We start from the raw sequence: 18931 nt of genomic DNA on the forward strand, positions 1-18931 counted from the left end.
TTCGGCCATACCGCGCGGCGTTGCCGCGCAACTCACTCGGCCCAGTTCCGGACGTAGTCCGGCACCGGCATGTTGCTGTCGGCATGAACCGGCGCGCTGCGCGTCGTCTTCAACGGCAGGATCCCCGTCCAGACAGCGAGCGCGAGATCGTCTTCCTTGTCGGACGGCATCGAATCGCTGACTTTTACAGCGGCTTCCGCGAGGGCAATCCGCAGCACGCTGGTCGCATTGACCTCCTTCTCGTTGCCGGGCCGCGCATCATGCTTGCGACCGGGCGCGATCTTGTCCATCAATGCATCCAGCGCCACCAGCTTGTCCGCCCGACCCTCCACCATCTCGAACCGCCCGTAGATCACCGCGGATCGATAATTCATCGAATGGTTGAAGGCCGACCTGGCCAACACGAGACCGTCCAGCAACGTAATCGCGACGGAGGCCGGCGCACCCGCCGCCAGCGCCTTGATCATCCGGCTGCCGTTGGACCCGTGAATATAGAGATCGTCGCCGCGCCTCCAGTGCGCGGTCGGGATGCAGTGCGTGTCCTCGCCCGAACCGAATGCGATGTGGCACACGTAGGCCTCGTCCACGATGCGATGAAGCATGTCGCGATCATGGTTTGCCAGTTCCGGCAGGCGGCGAATGGTGGTGCGGGATGCGGGGGAGATGACGGTCTGGTCTTTCATGTTTCGTTTTCCTGTTCGCGCGCCCTTGCGCGCATCGAGCGACCCGCGTTCCGGCAAGACCCGGGCATTCGCTCCAAATATATTTGCACTACGAAGTGAATCGAATCGAACGCTACTGCTTCCACGCGCGAGCGACCGGTCGATCGGCCCATCGACAGCCGCTTGCCAGATCGATCAAAATACGCGCGTGCCACTATTCGTGACGATCCCCGGAAATGCCCGCGCACCGGCCGGCACCACGAGAACGCGAACGATACGATGCGCGTCGAATCTTCAAAAGAACCAGCTCAACGAAAAATTCTAGAACCAGCCCATGGATCTCGCGCTGCTCATCTCATCGCTTTCCAGACAGGACGGCACGGCACGACACAGCCAGCAGGAAGCCCTCTACCGGAGCCTGCGCGACATGCTGCTGGACGGACGCATCCCGCCCGGCACGCGGCTCGCGTCGACGCGTGTGCTCGCAGCCGAGCTGGGTATCGCGCGCAACTCGGCGGTCTATGCGTACGAGCGCCTTGCCGAGGAAGGTTTCGTCGCGGCCACGCGAAACGGGACGATCACGCGATGGGACGGATGCGGCCGTTCTGGCGCAGCGCTCGAAAGCGGCCCGGCCCCGGTTCGATTGTCCGGGCGCGTGCACGGGCTGGAGAACGCCGATCCCGAACCCGAACGCATGTTGCCGTTCGTTCCCGGCCTCCCTTCGCTCGATGAATTCCCCGTTGCCCAATGGCGCCGCTGCATCGAGCGCGCGTGGAAAGTCATCAAGCCCAGCCAGCTCGCATATGGCCCGGTCGAAGGGCTACCCGAATTGCGGCGTGCCGTGGCCGCCTACATCCGGGTCTCGCGAGGCGTGCGCTGCGAAACAGACCAGGTATTCATCACCGACGGCACGCAAGGCAGCCTCGAACTGTGCGCGCGCATGCTGGCGGATCCCGGTGAGTATGGCTGGCTCGAGAACCCCTGCTACAACGGCGCCCGAACCGCATTCCGGTCGACCGGCCTGGAGCTCGTGTCGATCGAAGTCGACCGCGAAGGGATGGCGCCAACCGACGAACAGTGGCGCACCCGGCCGCCCCGGCTGATCTATACGACGCCGTCGCACCAATACCCGCTCGGCGCGCTGATGAGCCCCCGGCGGCGCGCGGCGCTCGTCGAGCACGCACGTGCGTGCGGCGCGTGGATCATCGAGGACGATTACGACAGCGAGTTCCGCCACGGCGGCCAGCCGCTGCCCGCGATCCAGGGCCTGCGTGCCGACGCACCGGTCTGCTATCTCGGTACTTTCAGCAAGACGATGTTTCCCGCCCTTCGGCTCGGCTTCATGGTGGTTCCGTCGATTCTGGTCGAACGCTTCACCAGCACGCTGCGCGAACTCGTCCATCGCGGCCACTCGGCCGATCAACTGGCGATGGCCGAATTCATCGACACCGGCCTCTTTGCGCGACACCTGCGCAGGATGAGGACGCTGTACGCCGAGCGGCGGCGCAGCCTCGAAGCCGCACTCGGCCGCCACCTCGGCACGGTGCTGAGCGTTCGCGAAAGCCCGGGCGGCATGCATCTGTCGGCGGATCTCGCGATGCCGCTGCACGATACCGACGTCGCACGCGCCGCAGCCGCACGTGGCCTGCTGCTTCAGCCGCTGAGCAGCTACCGGGTCGGCGACGGCCGGCCGTACAACGGCTTCGTGCTGGGATACGCCGGGCTGAGCGACGCGACGATCGAAGCCGCCACGATGCAGCTCGCGGCCGTCATCGACCAGCACCGCCGCACGCGTTGCTGAATGTCGCGTGCGGCAGCGTCGCTCACAGTTGCGATTCGATCGGAAACAGCCCGAGAAACCAGACTTCCATCCGCCGCGCGGCGGACACTTCCGGTTCGTGATCGAGCTCGGTGACCTTGCCGTCCGAATCGGTCTGAATCCACTTGAGCTGCCCTTTGCCCGCCGAATCGGTCCTCGGCTCGACGCGCCACGCGATTCGATCGAGCCGCGCTTCCAGATCGTTGGCCACCTGCGACGCAATCGCCGGACTCTCGCAGTAAACGCCGATCTCCGTATTGAGGTTCAGCGAGCGCGGATCGAGATTCATCGACCCGATGAAAATGCTCTTGTGATCGAACACGTAGGTCTTCGCATGCAGCGACGCACGCGACGACCCGATGATGACCTGCTTCGAAATGCTCTTGTCGCCCGACGGCCGCCGTTCGTAAAGCCGCACGCCGGCGGCCAAGAGATCGCTTCGGTAGTGCCGGTAGCCCGCATGCACGGCCGCCACGTCGGTCGACGCGAGCGAGTTGGTCAGCACCGTCACGCGCACGCCACGCGCCGTAAGCGCGTGCAGCCGCTCGACGACCTCCTTGCCCGGCACGAAATACGGCGACACGATCAGCAGATCATGTTCGGGCTGCAATGCGAGTGCCCGCAACTGCGGCATCAGGTGCCCGTCGCTGTCCTTCGGCGCGTGCGCGATCTTCGACGGATCGTCGTACAGCACCGTCGCGTGGCCCCACGACAGTTTCGTGCCCTGCCCGTGAACGATCCGGTCGAGCCGCTGCCTGGCCTCGAGCACGTACGGATTGTCCTCCATGGCCCTCAGGTAATCGCGTAACCGTTCGCGCTCGCGGTCCAGGCCGCCCGGCGCCGCATCATGGCCGACCAGCGCACTGATCGGATACGCGTACGGAGAATTCCAGAACGTATCGAATTCGGTCGAGATGTCCTTCACGGCCGGACCATGCACGACGACGTCGAGATCGCCGAACTCCAGCATCGACGACGCGCCGAAATACTCGTCGCCGATATTGCGGCCGCCGACGATCGCCACCTGGTTGTCCGCGATCATCGCCTTGTTGTGCATGCGCCGGTTGACGCGCGAGAACTCGAACACGGTGCCGATCTTCTTTAACCGGCGCGTGGCGACCGGATTGAACAGCCGGATCTCGATGTTCGGATGCGAACTGATCTCGAGCAGCTTGCGGTCGTCCGCGTTCGTGCCGAGGTCGTCGAGCAACGCACGGACGCGCACGCCGCGATCGGCCGCGCGAATGATCGCGTCGGCCAGTTCGTGCCCGGTCAGGTCGTCATGCCAGATGTAGTACTGAAGGTCGAGCGAGCGGTCCGCGCGATCGGCCAGCAACACGCGCGCATCCAGCGCGTCGACCGGATCGGTCAGCAGATGAAACGCGTCCTGCCCCGGATGCGTGCTGGCTTGCTGCCGGAACGCGATACCCAGCCGCGTGTTGCCCGTATCGGTGTATGCGTGCGTCGGCGCGCGATCGGCCTGCGGCGGCAGGCTCGCGCAGGCAACGAGCGCCAGCAACGAAAGAATCGCACCCCACGAACGCAGCATGGTCATGATCGCCGCCCCACTCCCGGCCGAAGTCTGTTTATTCTCGCCGCCGGATGGATCGCGGGGCTGTTTGGCTTTCCTTCGGCCGCAACCGATGTCGCGTGTGGAACGGCCGCGCTACAGCATACTTCGATTGACTGCGACACGGCACCTTCCCGGTACTTTCCTGACCCTGACGCTCGTCTCGCGTCCACGCAAAGAAAAACCCGCGACGCATGAAGCCATCGCGGGTTTTCGGCATGCTGCGCGAGCGCGCGCATGAAATCTGGTGGGCCCGGCGGGGTTCGAACCCGCGACCAATCGATTATGAGTCGACTGCTCTAACCGCTGAGCTACAAGCCCTGATGAGAAGTAAAGCGTGTCACACGCCTCCCCGACAAAGAAGCCGGGCCGGCATTGTAACAACAAAGGAGACAAACGCCACCGGCATCACGCGGATACCGGCGGCGTTCGCAGGAGAGACGCTGGAAATCAGTTCCCTTCGAGGAACGACTTCAGCTTGTCGGAACGGCTCGGGTGACGCAGCTTGCGCAGCGCCTTGGCCTCGATCTGACGGATCCGCTCGCGCGTGACGTCGAACTGCTTGCCGACTTCCTCGAGCGTGTGGTCCGTGCTCATCTCGATGCCGAAACGCATCCGCAGCACCTTCGCCTCGCGCGGCGTCAGCGAATCGAGCACGTCCTTCACGACGTCGCGCATGCTGGCATGCAGCGCGGCATCCGCCGGCGCGACCGTGTTGGTGTCCTCGATGAAGTCGCCGAGATGGGAATCGTCGTCGTCACCGATCGGCGTTTCCATCGAGATCGGCTCCTTCGCGATCTTCATGATCTTGCGGATCTTGTCTTCCGGCATTTCCATCTTCTCGGCGAGCGTGGCCGGATCCGGCTCGAGACCGGTTTCCTGCAGGATCTGCCGCGAGATGCGGTTCATCTTGTTGATCGTCTCGATCATGTGAACCGGAATCCGGATCGTGCGCGCCTGGTCGGCGATCGAGCGCGTGATGGCCTGACGGATCCACCACGTCGCATAGGTCGAGAACTTGTAGCCGCGACGGTATTCGAACTTGTCCACCGCCTTCATCAGGCCGATGTTGCCTTCCTGGATCAGGTCGAGGAATTGCAGGCCGCGGTTCGTGTACTTCTTCGCGATTGAGATCACGAGACGCAGGTTCGCCTCGGTCATTTCGCGCTTCGCCTGGCGTGCCTTCAGTTCGCCGGCCGCCATCTGGCGGTTGGTTTCCTTCAGGTCCTTCAGCGGCAGCACGACGCGCGCCTGCAGGTCGAGCAGGCGCTGCTGCTGTTCGCGGATCGCCGGAACGTTACGCGACAGCACCGCGCTGTACGAATGGCCTTCGGCCATGATCTTCTCGGCCCAGTCGAGGTCGGTTTCATTGCCCGGGAAGCGCGCGATGAATTCCGAACGCGGCATGCCGCACTTGTCGACGACGATGTGCAGGATCTGGCGCTCGACCTGACGCACTTCGTCCACCTGCGCGCGCAGCGTGTCGCACAGGCGTTCGACGGTACGCGCGGTGAAGCGGATCGTCATCAGTTCGCTCTGGATCGTTTCCTGCGCCTTCAGGTAGGCCTTCGACTTGTAGCCTTCCTTTTCGAACGCGCGGCGCATCTTGTCGAACCACTCGCTGATCTGCGCGAACTTCTCGAGCGAGGCACGCTTGAGGGCTTCGAGCTGGGCGGCGTTGGCCGATGCCTGGGCGGCACCGTCGTCTTCCTCCTCTTCCTCTTCTTCCTCTTCCTCTTCGGCTTCCTCGTCCTCGTTCTCGATGGCTTCCGCTTCCTTCGCGGAGAAGCCGTCGGTGTCAGCGGAGTCCGAAGCATTCGGATCGAGCAGGCCGTCGACGAGTTCGTCGACGCGGATCTCTTCGTTCGCGACGCGTTCGGCCATCGCGAGGATGTCGGCGATCGTCGTCGGGCACGCGGAGATGGCCATCACCATGTGGCGCAGGCCGTCCTCGATCCGCTTCGCGATCTCGATTTCGCCTTCGCGCGTGAGCAGCTCGACCGTGCCCATTTCACGCATGTACATCCGGACCGGATCGGTCGTGCGGCCGAATTCCGAATCGACGGTGGACAGCGCGACTTCCGCTTCCTCTTCGACTTCATCGTCCGACGACGCGGCGGGCGCGTTGTCGTTCAGGAGCAGCGTTTCCGCGTCCGGCGCCTGCTCGTAGACCGCCACGCCCATGTCGTTGAACGTGCCGATGATGCCTTCGAGGGCTTCGGTCTCGGTGAAGTTGTCCGGCAGGTGGTCGTTGATTTCGGCGTACGTCAGGAAGCCACGCTCCTTGCCGAGCTTGATCAGCGCGCGCAGTTTCACGCGGCGCTCTTCGAGCTCCTCGGCCGTACCCGGCGTGCTCGTCGCGAACGCTTCCTTCAGCAGCGCCTTTTCCTTGGCGCGACGATCGCGCACCTTGGATTTGCCCGGTGCAGCCGCCGCTGCGGGCTGCTCGTCGCTCTGATTTGCGTCGTCTTCGACGGATACTTCGTTCAGCTTTTTGGTCATGGAGTTCGCCGTACCGGCTATATCGACTCGCGGCTGCTGGACGACAGCCGGTTGAACCGTGGGTGCATGAGTAGTACGTACTGCCGTTTCGTCCGCGGCGGCAGTCGTGTCCCTTGCGCTTTTCGCACTTGCCCGCTTCGCCGCCGGCTTGGCCGGCCCGGAGTCGGGTCTGGCGGCAGCCCGTGTTCTGGCTGCCGGTGCCGGCGCAGCCTGAGCAGTGCCGGCCGCGGTTTTCTTTCCTGCAGCGGCTGACGTGGCTGAAGACGTTGTCCTGGTGGAAGAAGCAGACTTGGCCGCTGTGACCTTTCTGGTCGGCTCCGTCGAGCCCTTGCCCGTTGCTTTCTTTCCGCCTGTCGTCTTTGCCATCGCGATTCTCGCCTCTGCTTGGAAAACAAACCGCTGGAAACCTTATATTATAGCACGCTGGGGAGCCCTCTCTAAGCTCCCCGGCCGCCTACAGCCCGAGCCGACGCTTCATGTCGGTTCGCTGCTGGTTCAATTCCGTCAATTCGGCCAATTCCTCGGGTGTGAAGGTGGACTGCCGCGCCAGCCTGTCGAGCCGGTCGCAGCAGGCGTCGTAACGCATCTTGAGCACCGCCGCCTGCAGTTCCTCCCCCGCGATCCGTTCCTGTTCACGCTGCCGCTCGGGCACCGTCTCGTCTTCCGGATTCTGTAACAGCAAGTCGCGGACGTTTTCATCATAGTCCAGAATTTCGCGGAAGATTTCCTCGTAAGTCGCTCCATTCGAGGACGTCCGCAGGACATCCGACAGCAGCCGGAACTCCGCGCCGTCGCCCAGCGCGCGCGCATGATCGACGACTTCCGCGAACAATTCGCCGATGCGCGGCAATGCGCGCAAGGTCGCAATTTGTTCGTCGTCGAGCTGCGACGCGATACGCGGATGCATCACCAGCGTGCGCAGCGCACGCTTTTCGCTGTCCGTCACGCGGCGCCGCTCGCTGCGCGCGGGCGCCTGGCGCGGCGGCGGCGCGATCCGCGTATCGACGTCGGACAGCGCCGCGACCTCTTCGAACGGGATGTCGAGGCGGTCCGCGAACATGTGCATGATCTGCGCGCGCAACGCATTCGCGGGCAGCGCCTGCAGCAGCGGCTTCGCATCGAACAGCGCCTTCGCGCGGCCTTCCGGCTGGTCGAGCGCCTTGCCGGCAATTGCTTCGTTCAGCAGAAATTGTGACAGCGGCATGGCGCGCTCGACCTGCTCGGAGAACGCATCCGCGCCGAACTCGCGCACATAGCTGTCCGGATCGTGCTCGGCCGGCAGAAAAAGGAACCGGATCGTGCGGTTGTCCGCCGCATGCGGCAAGCACGCCTCCAGCGCGCGTCGCGCCGCCCGCCGCCCGGCCGAATCGCCGTCGAAACTGAAAATGACCGTATCGGTCTGGCGCAACAGCTTCTGCACGTGAATCGGCGTGCACGCGGTGCCGAGCGTCGCGACCGCGTTCGGGAACCCGAGCTGCGCGAGCGCAACGACGTCCATGTAGCCTTCGACGACCAGCACGTACTTGCGCTCGCGAATCGCGAGCCGCGCCTCGAACAGGCCGTACAGCTCGCTGCCCTTGTTGAACAGCGGGGTTTCAGGCGAATTCAGGTACTTCGGCTCGCCGCTGCCGAGCACGCGCCCGCCGAAGCCGATCACCTGCCCCTTCACGTTGCGGATCGGGAACATGATCCGCTCGCGGAACCGGTCGTAGCGGCGCGCAACGCCCTGCGCATCGGTCTTCTCGCTGACGATCACGAGCCCCGACTCGACCAGCGATTCGTCGCGATAGTCCGGGAACGCGGCTTCGAGGTTCTGCCAGCCGTCCGGCGCATAGCCGAGCCCGAAGCGCGCGGCGATCTCGCCGGTCAGGCCCCGGTTCTTCAGGTACTGGATCGCGACGGTCGCGCCGCGCAGCTGCTTGCGGTAGTAGTCGCACGCGGCGGTCATCGCATCGGACAGCGCGGTCGCGACCGATTTCGACACCGGCGCAGGATAGTCGCCACCCCCGCCTCCGCCACCACCGCCGCCACGCATCGAAGGCTCGTGCGGCACGGTCAGGCCAACGGACTGCGCGAGCTCCTGCACGGCTTCCGGGAACGTGAGCCCCGCGTGTTCCATCAGGAAGCCGATCGCCGTACCGTGCGCGCCGCAACCGAAGCAGTGATAGAACTGCTTGGTCGGGCTGACCGTAAACGACGGGCTTTTCTCGTTATGGAACGGGCACAGCCCCATGAAGTTGGCGCCGCCCTTCTTGAGCTGCACGTACCGGCCCACCACGTCGACGATATCGACGCGGTTCAGCAAATCCTGCAGGAACGAATGCGGAATCACCGTGGGTTCGAGCGAAAAAAGACAATACGACACCCCGGCGCACGCACTGCGCGCCGGGGAAGCAGGTGTTACTTCGTGAGCGCGGCCTTGACCAGCGCGGAAATGGCCGTCATGTCGGCACGGCCGGCGAGCTTGCCCTTCAGGACGCCCATCACCTTGCCCATGTCCTGCGGGCCGGCGGCGCCCGTCTGCGCGACAGCTGCCTGGACTTCGGCGGCCACCTCGGCCTCCGACAGCTGCTCGGGCATGTAGCCGCTCAGCACGACCAGTTCGGCCTGCTCCTTCGCGACGAGATCGTCACGGCCGGCGGCCTGGAACTGGCTGATCGAATCCTTGCGCTGCTTGATCATCTTGTCGATCACGGCCGTGATGCCTGCGTCGTCGAGGGTGACCTGATCGTCGACTTCGCGCTGCTTGATCGCGGCCATCAGCAAACGAATCGTTGCCAGGCGCTCGCTTTCCTTCGCGCGCATCGCGGCCTTCATGTCTTCGCTGATCTGCTCTTTCAAACTCATCTCTCACCCGGGAAGGAAACGTGAATCCGACGCCCTCCAAAAGGGCGTCAACACAAAAACCCGCTTGGGACAGTGTCTCAAGCGGGTTGCTCGAATCCGGCATCGGCGGCTCGCCTGATCGGTCGCACGATCAGGCGCGATCTTTCGCGATCGCCCGATCGCACGGAGTCGCCGGTGCGCCGCTCAGCGAACCGCGCGGCGCCCAATCGTTCAGTACAACTTCTTCGGCAGTGTCTGGCTGCGGATACGCTTGTAATGACGCTTCACCGCAGCAGCCTTCTTGCGCTTGCGCTCCGCGGTCGGCTTCTCGTAAAACTCGCGCGCGCGAAGTTCGGTCAGCAGACCATTCTTCTCGATCGTGCGCTTGAAGCGACGCATTGCAACTTCGAACGGCTCGTTCTCTTTAACGCGAATGATCGTCATGATCCGACACGAATAAAGGTTTGCAGGGAAAGACTACCGAGTATAGCAGAGCGATTGTCTAAAGGCACGGGGCCTGGTCCCGCCAAAACGGCGTCTCCGGCCCGTCAGGTGCCGCGCGAATACTCTGCCGCGGCCTGTCCGGCCGCCGTGCCGGACGCCCACGCCCACTGGAAGTTGTAGCCGCCGAGCCAGCCCGTCACGTCCACCGCCTCGCCGACGAAGAACAGCCCCGGCACGCGCGCGCTCATCATCGTTGCCGACGACAGGTCGCGCGTATCGACCCCACCTTTCGTCACTTCGGCCTTCTTGTAGCCCTCGGTGCCGTTGGGCGTCAGCGTCCAGCCGGACAGCGCGTCGCCGATCTGGCGCAGCGTCTTGTCGGGCAGGTCCGCGAGCCGCGCGTCGGCCGCGACGCGATGCGTGTCGAGCCACGCATGCGCGAGACGCGACGGCACCCAGTCCGCGAGCAGCGAACCGATCTGGCGCCTTGACGTGCGCTTCGCGTCGAGCAGGTCGGCGACCGTGTCGCGCTGCGGCAACAGATCGACGCGGATCGGCTCGCCAGGCTGCCAGTAGCTCGAGATCTGCAGGATCCCGGGCCCGGACAGGCCGCGATGGGTCAGCAGCAGATCCTCGACGAATTCGCCGCCGCGTTTCTTGTCGCCGGTCGATACGCGCACTTCGAGCGATACGCCGGACAACGCCGCGAACGGCTCCCAGTCTTGCTGCGCGAATGTCAGCGGCACGAGCGCGGGCCGCGTATCGATGAGCTTGTGACCGAACTGCTTGGCGAGCCGGTAGCCGAAGTCGGTTGCGCCGATCTTCGGGATCGACAGGCCGCCGGTCGCGATGATCAGCGCGCGCGCGCCGATCGTCCCCGCCTGCTGCGTGTCGAGCGTGAAGCCGTCGGCCGGCGCGTGGCGCACCGCGTCGACGACGACGGGCCGGCGCCACGCGACGCCGCCCGAATCGCACTCGTGCTTCAGCATGTCGATGATCGCGTCGCTGCCATGGTCGCAAAAGAGCTGGCCCTTGTGCTTTTCGTGCCAGGTCACATGATGGCGCTTGAGCAGCCCGAGGAAGTCGCGCGGCGTATAGCGCGCCAGCGCCGAGCGCGCGAAATGGGGATTCGACGACAGGTAGTTGTCGGGGCCGGCGTACAGGTTCGTGAAATTGCAGCGGCCGCCGCCCGAGATACGGATCTTCTCGGCGAGCCGCGGCGCGTGATCGATCAGCACGACGCGGCGGCCGAGCTGCCCGGCAACCGCGGCGCTCATCATCCCGGCGGCGCCCGCGCCGATCACGGCGATGTCATAAGTTTCCATGGCGCGAATTGTACCCGCCCGGCATCGGACCCGGGCCGCTGCCGGCGGCGATAGCCCCCCGCCTGCTATACTTTGCGGTTACGTTGACCTTCCCGCGGCGTGCCCGATACGGCGCGCCCTGCCCGTACCCATGCTCGTTCTCGGCATCGAAAGCTCCTGTGACGAAACCGGCCTCGCGCTCTACGACACGCAGCGCGGCCTGCTCGCGCACGCGCTTCACTCGCAGATCGCCATGCACCGCGAATACGGCGGCGTCGTGCCCGAGCTCGCGTCGCGCGACCACATCCGCCGCGCGCTGCCGCTGCTCGAGGAAGTGATGGCGCAAAGCGGCACGCGCCGCGACGACATCGACGCGATCGCGTTCACGCAGGGCCCCGGCCTCGCCGGCGCGCTGCTGGTCGGCGCGAGCATCGCGAATGCGCTCGCGCTCGCCTGGAACAAGCCGACCGTCGGCATCCATCACCTCGAAGGCCACCTGCTGTCGCCGCTGCTCGTCGCCGAGCCGCCGCCCTTCCCGTTCGTGGCGCTGCTGGTGTCCGGCGGTCACACGCAATTGATGCGCGTGACCGACGTCGGCGTGTATGAAACGCTCGGCGAAACGCTCGACGACGCGGCCGGCGAAGCATTCGACAAGACGGCCAAGCTGATCGGCCTCGGCTACCCGGGCGGCCCGGAAGTGTCGAAGCTCGCTGAAACCGGCACGCCGGGTGCGGTCGTGCTGCCGCGCCCGATGCTGCACTCGGGCGACCTCGACTTCAGCTTCAGCGGCCTGAAGACGGCCGTGCTCACGCAGATGAAGAAGTTCGAAGCGGCAAAGCTCGAGGGCGAAGCACTCGAGCGCGCGAAGGCCGACCTTGCGCGCGGCTTCGTCGACGCGGCCGTCGACGTGCTCGTCGCCAAGTCGCTCGCCGCGCTGAAGAAGACGAAGCTCAAGCGCCTCGTGGTCGCGGGCGGTGTCGGCGCGAACCGTCAGTTGCGCGCTGCGCTGTCGGCCGCCGCAGCCAAGCGCGGCTTCGACGTACACTACCCCGATCTCGCGCTCTGCACCGACAACGGCGCGATGATCGCACTTGCGGGCGCATTGCGGCTCGGCCGCTGGCCCGAGCAGGCGAATGCCGACTACGCATTCACGGTGAAGCCGCGCTGGGATCTCGCATCGCTCGCGCGCTGAGCCATGCACGCGACGCAACGTCGCACCGGCAAACCAAAAGGCCGCTCATTCGAGCGGCCTTGTTCCATCAGCGTGACAAAACGCCGCGGCGTTATGCAGCCTGCCGCTTGTCGCGTTCGATCAGCGCATACGCGCTGTGATTGTGGATCGACTCGAAGTTCTCGGCTTCGAGCACGTATGCCGCCACACGCTCGTCCGCATCGAGACGCTGCGCGACGTCACGCACGAGATCCTCGACGAACTTCGGATTCTCGTAGGCACGCTCGGTGACGAACTTCTCGTCCGGACGCTTCAGCAGGCCCCACAGCTCGCACGACGCCTCTTCCTCCGCGATGCGGATCAGCGCCTCGACCGGCAGGTCGGCCGCGAGCTCCGCATCGATCGTCACGTGCGAACGCTGGTTGTGTGCGCCGTACTGCGAGATCTTCTTCGAGCACGGGCACAGGCTCGTCACGGGCACGAGCACCTTCAGGAACAGGCGCGTATCACCGTTGCGGCTTTCGCCCGCGAGCGTCACTTCATAATCGAGCAGGCTCTGCACGCCCGACACCGGCGCCGTCTTGTTCACGAAGTACGGAAACGTGACTTCGATGCGGCCGGCCTCGGCTTCCAGCTTCTCGAGCATCGACGCGAGCATCGCGCGGAAACGCTCGACCGTGAGCGGCGCACGATTCTCTTCGAGCAGCGCAACGAAGCGCGACATGTGCGTGCCCTTCTGGTCGGCAGGCAGGCGGACATCGAGGTTCCAGACACCGACGGTCGGCTGCACGTCGCCGCTTTCGGTACACACCGTCAACGGATGCCGGACCGCCTTCACGCCCACGCGCTGAATCGGAATCTGGCGGGTATCCACCGTGCTCTGCACGTCGGGCATCACGAAGGCGGGATTCATCTGGTTCATCTTGTTCAATCCTTGTAAGCCGCGCGTTCGACGACGCGCACGCCGCGTCATGCGGCAGCCGGAAAAGCAACATGGGCCCGCAGGCCCATGTTTTCCGCATCAATGAAGACCGGTTGCGCCAGTCGCACCGGCACCGCCCGCAGGCGGCGCCAGCTTATGCGACGCGCTTCGCCTGACCGGCGACGTCGGCCGCCGGATTCAGAAAGCGTTCGCGAATCGATTTCGCGATACCCGCGCCGTCGAGGCCGCATTGCGACAGCAGCTTCGCGGGGTCGCCGTGATCGATGAACAGGTCAGGGAGGCCCAATTGTAGTACGGGTCGGATAACCCCACTCTCCATCAGGGCTTCCACGCAGGCCGAGCCCGCGCCGCCCATCACACAGCCTTCCTCGACCGTGACGAGGTAATCGTGCGTCTCGGCGAGCTCACGCACGAGCGCCCCATCGAGCGGCTTCACGAAGCGCATGTTCGCGACAGTTGCATCGAGCTCCTCGGCCGCGGCGAGCGACGGTGCGACCATCGTGCCGAACGCGAGGATTGCGACGCGCTTGCCTTCCGGCTGCGACGTGCGGCGACGCACTTCACCCTTGCCGAGCGGGATCTCGGTGAATTCCTTCACCGTCGCCACACCCGTGCCCGCGCCGCGCGGATAGCGCACCGCGGTCGGGTTCGGCTGCTGCAGCGCCGTGTGCAGCATCTGGCGGCATTCGTTCTCGTCGGACGCAGCCATGATCGTCATGTTCGGGATGCAGCGCATGAACGCGAGATCGTACGCGCCCGCGTGCGTCGCGCCGTCCGCGCCGACGAGGCCCGCGCGGTCGATCGCGAACACGACCGGCAGGTTCTGCAGCGCGACGTCGTGGATCAGCTGGTCGTACGCACGTTGCAGGAACGTCGAGTAGATCGCGACGACCGGCTTCAGCCCTTCGGTTGCGAGGCCGCCCGCAAACGTCACCGCGTGCTGCTCGGCGATGCCGACGTCGTAGTAGCGCTCCTTGAAGCGCTTTTCGAACTCGACCATGCCCGAGCCTTCGCGCATCGCGGGCGTGATGCCGACGACGCGCGTATCGCGCTCGGCTTCATCGCACAGCCACTCGCCGAATACTTGCGTGTACGTCTTCTTCGCGGGCGCGGCCGACGGCTTGATGCCTTCGGCCGGGTTGAACTTGCCCGGGCCGTGATAGAGCACGGGATCGGCTTCGGCGAGCTTGTAGCCCTGGCCTTTCTTCGTGACCACGTGCAGGAACTGCGGACCGCGCAGTTCACGGATGTTCTGCAGCGTCGGGATCAGCGAATCGAGATCGTGACCGTCGATCGGGCCGATGTAGTTGAAGCCGAACTCCTCGAATAGCGTGGCCGGCACGACCATGCCCTTCGCGTGCTCCTCGAGCTTGCGCGCGAGTTCCAGCACCGGCGGCGCAACGCTCAGCACGCGCTCGACGCCCGCGCGCGCGGCCGCATAGAAGCGGCCCGACATCAGGCGGGCGAGATGGCGATTCAGCGCGCCGACCGGCGGCGAGATCGACATGTCGTTGTCGTTCAGGATCACGAGCACTTTCGCATCTTCCGACACGCCCGCGTTGTTCATCGCCTCGAACGCCATGCCGGCCGTCATCGCGCCGTCGCCGATCACGGCGATCGAGAAGCGGTCGTCGCCGTTCAGCTGACTGCCGATCGCCATGCCGAGCGCGGCCGAGATCGACGTGCTCGAGTGCGCGGTGCCGAACGTGTCGTATTCGGATTCGCTGCGACGCGGGAAGCCCGAGATGCCGTCCTGCTGGCGCAGCGAATGCATCTGGTCGCGGCGGCCCGTCAGGATCTTGTGCGGGTAGGTCTGGTGGCCCACGTCCCAGACGATCCGATCGTTCGGCGTGTTGAACACGTAGTGCAACGCGATCGTCAGCTCGACCGTCCCGAGGTTGGACGACAAATGGCCGCCCGTCTTCGACACGCTGTCGAGCACGAACGCGCGCAGTTCATCCGCGAGCGGTTGAAGTTGGCGACGATCGAGGCGGCGCAAATCCGCCGGGTCGTCGATGGTTTTCAGCAAGTCGTACATCGTCGTTCCATTGTAGGAAATCAAACGCGCCCGCATTCTGTTGCACGCACCGTAGCATGTGCGCGGCGGCGGGCTTTCGCGTCAGCTGACCCGGTTCACTACCAGGTCGGCAAGTTCGGCGAGACGCTGTGCGCGTGCGCCGAACGGTTTCAGCGCGTCGTGCGCTTCGGCGCGCAGTTGCGCTGCGAGCTCGCGCGACGCCTCGAGGCCGAGGATCGATACATAGGTCGGCTTGTCGTTCGCCGCATCCTTGCCGGCCGTCTTGCCGAGCGTCGCCGAATCGGTCGTGACGTCGAGAATGTCGTCGACGACCTGGAAGGCTAGGCCCACGGCACCCGCGTACACATCGAGCGCAGCCATCGTTTCCACGGACGGCGTCTCGCCGGCCAGCGCGCCCATCCGCACGGCCGCGCGCAGCAGTGCGCCCGTCTTCATCCGGTGCATCGTCTCGAGCTGCTCGCGCGTCAGCTTGAGGCCGACGCTCGCCAGGTCGATCGCCTGCCCGCCGGCCATGCCGATCGAACCGCTCGCCAGCGCCAGCTCGCGCACCAGCGCGGCCTGCTGCGCCGGCGACAGCGCAGCGGCGTCGGTCAGCGCAACGAACGCCTGCGACTGCAGCGCGTCGCCGACGAGCAGTGCGGTCGGCTCGTCGTACTGCACGTGCACGGTCGGCTTGCCGCGACGCAGCGCGTCGTCGTCCATGCACGGCATGTCGTCGTGCACGAGCGAGTAGACGTGGATCATCTCCAGCGCTGCCGCCGCCGCATTGCGCGCCGCCTCCGTCGCGCCGGTCAGTTCGCCTGCTGCATGGCACAGCAGCGGGCGAACGCGTTTGCCGCCGCCGAGGACCGCATAGCGCATCGCCTCGTGGAGTTTCTCCGGCACCGCGGTTTCAGCGGGCAAATAGAGGCTGAGTGCGTCCTCGACGCGGTCAAGCACGGACCGCATCCATTGTTCGAATGTCATAGATCGTCGTCTTCGCCGTCCGTGGCGGCCGTTCCGGACGAAAGCGGCTTCAGCGTCGCGCCGTCGAGCACGCGAACCTGCTGCTCCACTTTCTCGAGCTGCTGTTGGCAAAACGCAACGAGGGTCGCACCGCGGCGATACGCCGTCAGTGAATCCTCAAGGCTCAACGCGCCGCCTTCCATCCGGGCAACCAGCGTCTCGAGTTCCGCGAGCGCCGTCTCGTAATTGTCCGGCAACGGTTCGGTGCCATTACCGGGCGGCGTGGCGCCTGGGGATGCGGTTTTCGCCATGGACGAGGGTGTCAAATTTCAAAACAAGTCGGACATTCTACGGCAAAAGAGAATTTTCCGACCTGCCGTCGTGGGCACCCGGGTACATATTCCGGCCCCACCTACGAAACATAGTGTGCGCCCCCTGATTGTCGCCCGACAAAAAATTGACACAAATCAGGCACTTAATCCTAGCCTAACGAGGCGAACCGGGTATAATTCCCCGTTTCCCTAAATCGATTTTTCGATGGTTGGGTTGTTCACTGCTTTCACGCTAACACCGGGAGTGGGAATGTCCAATCTGAGCGACGCGCTTCAGTTGAAGTCGGCTCACAGCCAGCTTCCAGTCACTGCATACTTCGATGAGGCGCTACTCGAGCGCGAGATCGAAACCCTCTTCAAGAAAGGACCTCGTTACGTCGGGCACGAGTTGATGGTGCCCGAGGCGGGGGATTATTTTGCGCTGCCGTCCGAGAAGGAAGGCCGCGTGCTGGTTCGCAACCAGGCGAACCAGATCGAACTGTTGTCGAACGTCTGCCGCCACCGGCAGGCGATCATGCTCAACGGGCGCGGCCACACGCAGAACATCGTGTGCCCGCTGCACCGCTGGACGTACGATCTGGAAGGCCAGTTGCTCGGCGCGCCGCACTTCCCCGACAAGCCTTGCCTGAACCTCGGCAAGAGCCCGCTGCAGAACTGGCAAGGGCTGCTGTTCGAGGCCGAAGGCCGGAATGTCGCGCGCGACCTCGCCAACCTCGGCACGAAGCATCACTTCGACTTCTCCGAGTACCACTTCGATCACGTCGAAGTACACGAGTGCGATTACAACTGGAAGACGTTCATCGAGGTCTACCTCGAGGATTACCACGTCGTCCCGTTCCACCCGGGCCTCGGCAGCTTCGTGTCATGCGACGACCTCAAGTGGGAGTTCGGCGACTGGTACAGCGTGCAGACGGTCGGCGTGCACAACGCCCTCGCGAAACCGGGCAGCGCGACCTACCAGAAATGGCACGAGCAGGTGCTGAAGTTCCGCAACGGCGTGCCGCCGGAGTTCGGCGCGATCTGGATGGTCTACTACCCGGGCCTCATGATCGAGTGGTATCCGCACGTGCTCGTCGTATCGTGGCTGATTCCGCAGGGCCCGCAGAAGACGACCAACATCGTCGAGTTCTATTACCCCGAGGAAATCGCGCTGTTCGAACGCGAATTCGTCGAGGCCGAACGCGCCGCCTATATGGAAACCGCCGTCGAGGACGACGAGATCGCGATGCGGATGGACGCTGGCCGCCATGCGCTGATGGCGCGCGGCGAGTCGCAGGTCGGCCCGTACCAGAGCCCGATGGAAGACGGCATGCAGCACTTCCACGAGTTCCTGCGCCGCCACCTCGGCGACCTCTGACGGCCGGTGCGGCGCCTTGACGCCGCACGGCATCCGGCAGACGAAAAGACGGGCTTCGGCCCGTCTTTTTTTGTTTAGACTTGGAATGTCAGGCCATTCGCACTCCAGGGAGCCGTCATGCCACACACTCACTACACCACGCTCATCTCCGCCGCCAATCTCGCCGAGCGCCTGGCGGCGGCGCCCGGCAGCGTCGCGCTGTTCGACTGCCGCTTCGATCTCGTCGATCCCGCTGCCGGCGAAGCCGCGTATACGGCCGGCCATATCCCCGGCGCCCAGTACCTCCATCTCGACCGCGACCTGTCGGGCCGCAAGACGGGCACCAACGGCCGCCATCCGCTGCCGACCCGCGACGCACTCGCCACGCTGCTCGCGAGCCGCGGCCTCAAGCAGGGCCAGCAGGTCGTCGCGTACGACGCACAAGGCGGCGCGTATGCGGCGCGCCTGTGGTGGCTGCTGCGTTGGCTCGGCCACGATTCGGTTGCCGTGCTCGATGGCGGCCTGCAGGCCTGGGAAGCAGCCGGCCAGCCGCTGGCAACCGACGCGCCGCATCCGGCTGCCGGCGATTTCCGCTCGGCCGCGCCGCTCGAATCGACGGTCGACGCGGCTGCCGTGCTCGCCAACGTGAACACACCCACGCGTGTCGTGATCGATGCGCGCGCACCCGATCGCTACCGGGGCGAAAACGAAACGATCGATCGCGTGGGCGGCCACATCCCCGGCGCGCGCAACCGTTTCTTCAAGGACAACCTGGCCGCCGACGGCCGCTTCAAGACCGGCCATGAACTGCGCGAGGCGTTTTCCGCCGTGCTGGCGGGCACCGAACCGAACCGCGTGATCCTGCAATGCGGCTCCGGCGTCACCGCGTGCCACAACGCGCTTGCGCTGGAGGTTGCTGGCCTGCACGGCGCGTCGCTGTATCCGGGCTCGTGGAGCGAATGGAGCGCCGACCCGTCGCGGCCGATCGCAACCGGCCCGACGCCGTAAGCGCCGGCGCGGCGCAGTCGCAACGAAGCGG

The 18931-nt window shown here is 65.2% G+C and carries 15 protein-coding genes and 1 tRNA gene; 4 read left to right on the forward strand and 12 right to left on the reverse strand.

Annotated elements, in window-relative coordinates; translation table 11 throughout:
• Positions 1-32: 32 nt before the first annotated feature.
• On the reverse strand, positions 33-683 hold the full coding sequence (locus LGN17_RS02775; protein ID WP_226195060.1) for a pyridoxamine 5'-phosphate oxidase family protein: 651 nt from the start codon (positions 681-683) through the stop codon (positions 33-35).
• A gap of 313 nt (positions 684-996) precedes the next feature.
• On the opposite strand from LGN17_RS02775, the gene LGN17_RS02780 reads away from it, so the two are divergent.
• A complete protein-coding gene (locus LGN17_RS02780; protein ID WP_226195061.1) occupies positions 997-2463 on the forward strand; it encodes a PLP-dependent aminotransferase family protein in 1467 nt (488 codons plus the stop codon).
• 22 nt (positions 2464-2485) lie between these two features.
• Here LGN17_RS02780 and LGN17_RS02785 read toward each other — a convergent pair whose 3' ends face one another.
• The 7 genes from LGN17_RS02785 to LGN17_RS02815 all read right to left on the reverse strand — a co-directional run bounded on the left by LGN17_RS02785 (position 2486) and on the right by LGN17_RS02815 (position 11148).
• Entirely contained in the window at positions 2486-4036 is a 1551-nt protein-coding gene (locus LGN17_RS02785; RefSeq protein WP_226195062.1) for a phospholipase D family protein, read from the reverse strand.
• Positions 4037-4296: 260 nt separating this feature from the next.
• Positions 4297-4372, reverse strand: a tRNA-Ile gene (locus LGN17_RS02790).
• A 129-nt stretch (positions 4373-4501) separates the two neighbouring features.
• The gene (gene rpoD, locus LGN17_RS02795) at positions 4502-6919 is read right to left on the reverse strand and encodes an RNA polymerase sigma factor RpoD (protein WP_226195063.1); all 2418 of its coding nucleotides are present in this window, start codon (positions 6917-6919) and stop codon (positions 4502-4504) included.
• Between the two features lie 88 nt (positions 6920-7007).
• Positions 7008-8885 (reverse strand): DNA primase, encoded by a 1878-nt coding sequence (gene dnaG / locus LGN17_RS02800; protein ID WP_226195064.1) that lies wholly within the window; start codon positions 8883-8885, stop codon positions 7008-7010.
• A gap of 68 nt (positions 8886-8953) precedes the next feature.
• Positions 8954-9400 (reverse strand): GatB/YqeY domain-containing protein, encoded by a 447-nt coding sequence (locus tag LGN17_RS02805; protein WP_175965953.1) that lies wholly within the window; start codon positions 9398-9400, stop codon positions 8954-8956.
• A 210-nt stretch (positions 9401-9610) separates the two neighbouring features.
• Entirely contained in the window at positions 9611-9823 is a 213-nt protein-coding gene (rpsU, locus tag LGN17_RS02810; RefSeq protein ID WP_006479415.1) for a 30S ribosomal protein S21, read from the reverse strand.
• Positions 9824-9927: 104 nt separating this feature from the next.
• Complete coding sequence (locus tag LGN17_RS02815) at positions 9928-11148, reverse strand: NAD(P)/FAD-dependent oxidoreductase (RefSeq protein WP_264165798.1); 1221 nt, start codon at positions 11146-11148, stop codon at positions 9928-9930.
• Between the two features lie 130 nt (positions 11149-11278).
• Here LGN17_RS02815 and tsaD point away from each other — a divergent pair, with 130 nt between their 5' ends.
• Positions 11279-12319, forward strand: coding sequence for a tRNA (adenosine(37)-N6)-threonylcarbamoyltransferase complex transferase subunit TsaD (tsaD, locus tag LGN17_RS02820; protein ID WP_175955052.1), 1041 nt, complete (start codon positions 11279-11281; stop codon positions 12317-12319).
• Positions 12320-12410: 91 nt separating this feature from the next.
• Here the strand turns inward: tsaD and folE2 are convergent, their stop codons facing one another.
• From folE2 to LGN17_RS02840, 4 genes are all read right to left on the reverse strand, one after another.
• On the reverse strand, positions 12411-13220 hold the full coding sequence (gene folE2, locus LGN17_RS02825; RefSeq protein ID WP_011355803.1) for a GTP cyclohydrolase FolE2: 810 nt from the start codon (positions 13218-13220) through the stop codon (positions 12411-12413).
• Between the two features lie 154 nt (positions 13221-13374).
• On the reverse strand, positions 13375-15279 hold the full coding sequence (dxs, locus tag LGN17_RS02830; protein WP_175955045.1) for a 1-deoxy-D-xylulose-5-phosphate synthase: 1905 nt from the start codon (positions 15277-15279) through the stop codon (positions 13375-13377).
• Between the two features lie 81 nt (positions 15280-15360).
• Complete coding sequence (locus tag LGN17_RS02835) at positions 15361-16245, reverse strand: polyprenyl synthetase family protein (RefSeq protein WP_226195065.1); 885 nt, start codon at positions 16243-16245, stop codon at positions 15361-15363.
• Positions 16242-16535 (reverse strand): exodeoxyribonuclease VII small subunit, encoded by a 294-nt coding sequence (locus tag LGN17_RS02840; RefSeq protein ID WP_027791079.1) that lies wholly within the window; start codon positions 16533-16535, stop codon positions 16242-16244. The genes LGN17_RS02835 and LGN17_RS02840 overlap by 4 nt, the downstream gene beginning before the upstream one ends.
• Before the next feature lie 271 nt (positions 16536-16806).
• Between LGN17_RS02840 and LGN17_RS02845 the strand changes: the two genes are divergently transcribed.
• Positions 16807-17913 carry an aromatic ring-hydroxylating oxygenase subunit alpha gene (locus LGN17_RS02845; protein ID WP_226195066.1) on the forward strand — a complete coding sequence of 369 codons (1107 nt, stop codon included), beginning with the start codon at positions 16807-16809 and terminating at the stop codon, positions 17911-17913.
• A 117-nt stretch (positions 17914-18030) separates the two neighbouring features.
• Entirely contained in the window at positions 18031-18900 is an 870-nt protein-coding gene (locus tag LGN17_RS02850; protein ID WP_226195067.1) for a sulfurtransferase, read from the forward strand.
• The last annotated feature ends 31 nt before the right edge of the window (positions 18901-18931 follow it).

The sequence above is a fragment of the Burkholderia sp. AU30280 genome (assembly GCF_020420125.1).
In the GTDB taxonomy this organism is placed as follows: Bacteria; Pseudomonadota; Gammaproteobacteria; order Burkholderiales; family Burkholderiaceae; genus Burkholderia.

Excerpts from the sequence above, each read along its gene's own strand:
- LGN17_RS02775 (WP_226195060.1), bottom strand. The coding sequence starts at position 683 with ATGAAAGACCAGACCGTCATCTCCCCCGCATCCCGCACCACCATTCGC.
- LGN17_RS02780 (WP_226195061.1), top strand. The coding sequence starts at position 997 with ATGGATCTCGCGCTGCTCATCTCATCGCTTTCCAGACAGGACGGCACG.
- LGN17_RS02785 (WP_226195062.1), bottom strand. The coding sequence starts at position 4,036 with ATGACCATGCTGCGTTCGTGGGGTGCGATTCTTTCGTTGCTGGCGCTC.
- rpoD (WP_226195063.1), bottom strand. The coding sequence starts at position 6,919 with ATGGCAAAGACGACAGGCGGAAAGAAAGCAACGGGCAAGGGCTCGACG.
- LGN17_RS02805 (WP_175965953.1), bottom strand. The coding sequence starts at position 9,400 with ATGAGTTTGAAAGAGCAGATCAGCGAAGACATGAAGGCCGCGATGCGC.
- rpsU (WP_006479415.1), bottom strand. The coding sequence starts at position 9,823 with ATGACGATCATTCGCGTTAAAGAGAACGAGCCGTTCGAAGTTGCAATG.
- LGN17_RS02815 (WP_264165798.1), bottom strand. The coding sequence starts at position 11,148 with ATGGAAACTTATGACATCGCCGTGATCGGCGCGGGCGCCGCCGGGATG.
- tsaD (WP_175955052.1), top strand. The coding sequence starts at position 11,279 with ATGCTCGTTCTCGGCATCGAAAGCTCCTGTGACGAAACCGGCCTCGCG.
- folE2 (WP_011355803.1), bottom strand. The coding sequence starts at position 13,220 with ATGAACCAGATGAATCCCGCCTTCGTGATGCCCGACGTGCAGAGCACG.
- dxs (WP_175955045.1), bottom strand. The coding sequence starts at position 15,279 with ATGTACGACTTGCTGAAAACCATCGACGACCCGGCGGATTTGCGCCGC.
- LGN17_RS02835 (WP_226195065.1), bottom strand. The coding sequence starts at position 16,245 with ATGACATTCGAACAATGGATGCGGTCCGTGCTTGACCGCGTCGAGGAC.
- LGN17_RS02840 (WP_027791079.1), bottom strand. The coding sequence starts at position 16,535 with ATGGCGAAAACCGCATCCCCAGGCGCCACGCCGCCCGGTAATGGCACC.
- LGN17_RS02845 (WP_226195066.1), top strand. The coding sequence starts at position 16,807 with ATGTCCAATCTGAGCGACGCGCTTCAGTTGAAGTCGGCTCACAGCCAG.
- LGN17_RS02850 (WP_226195067.1), top strand. The coding sequence starts at position 18,031 with ATGCCACACACTCACTACACCACGCTCATCTCCGCCGCCAATCTCGCC.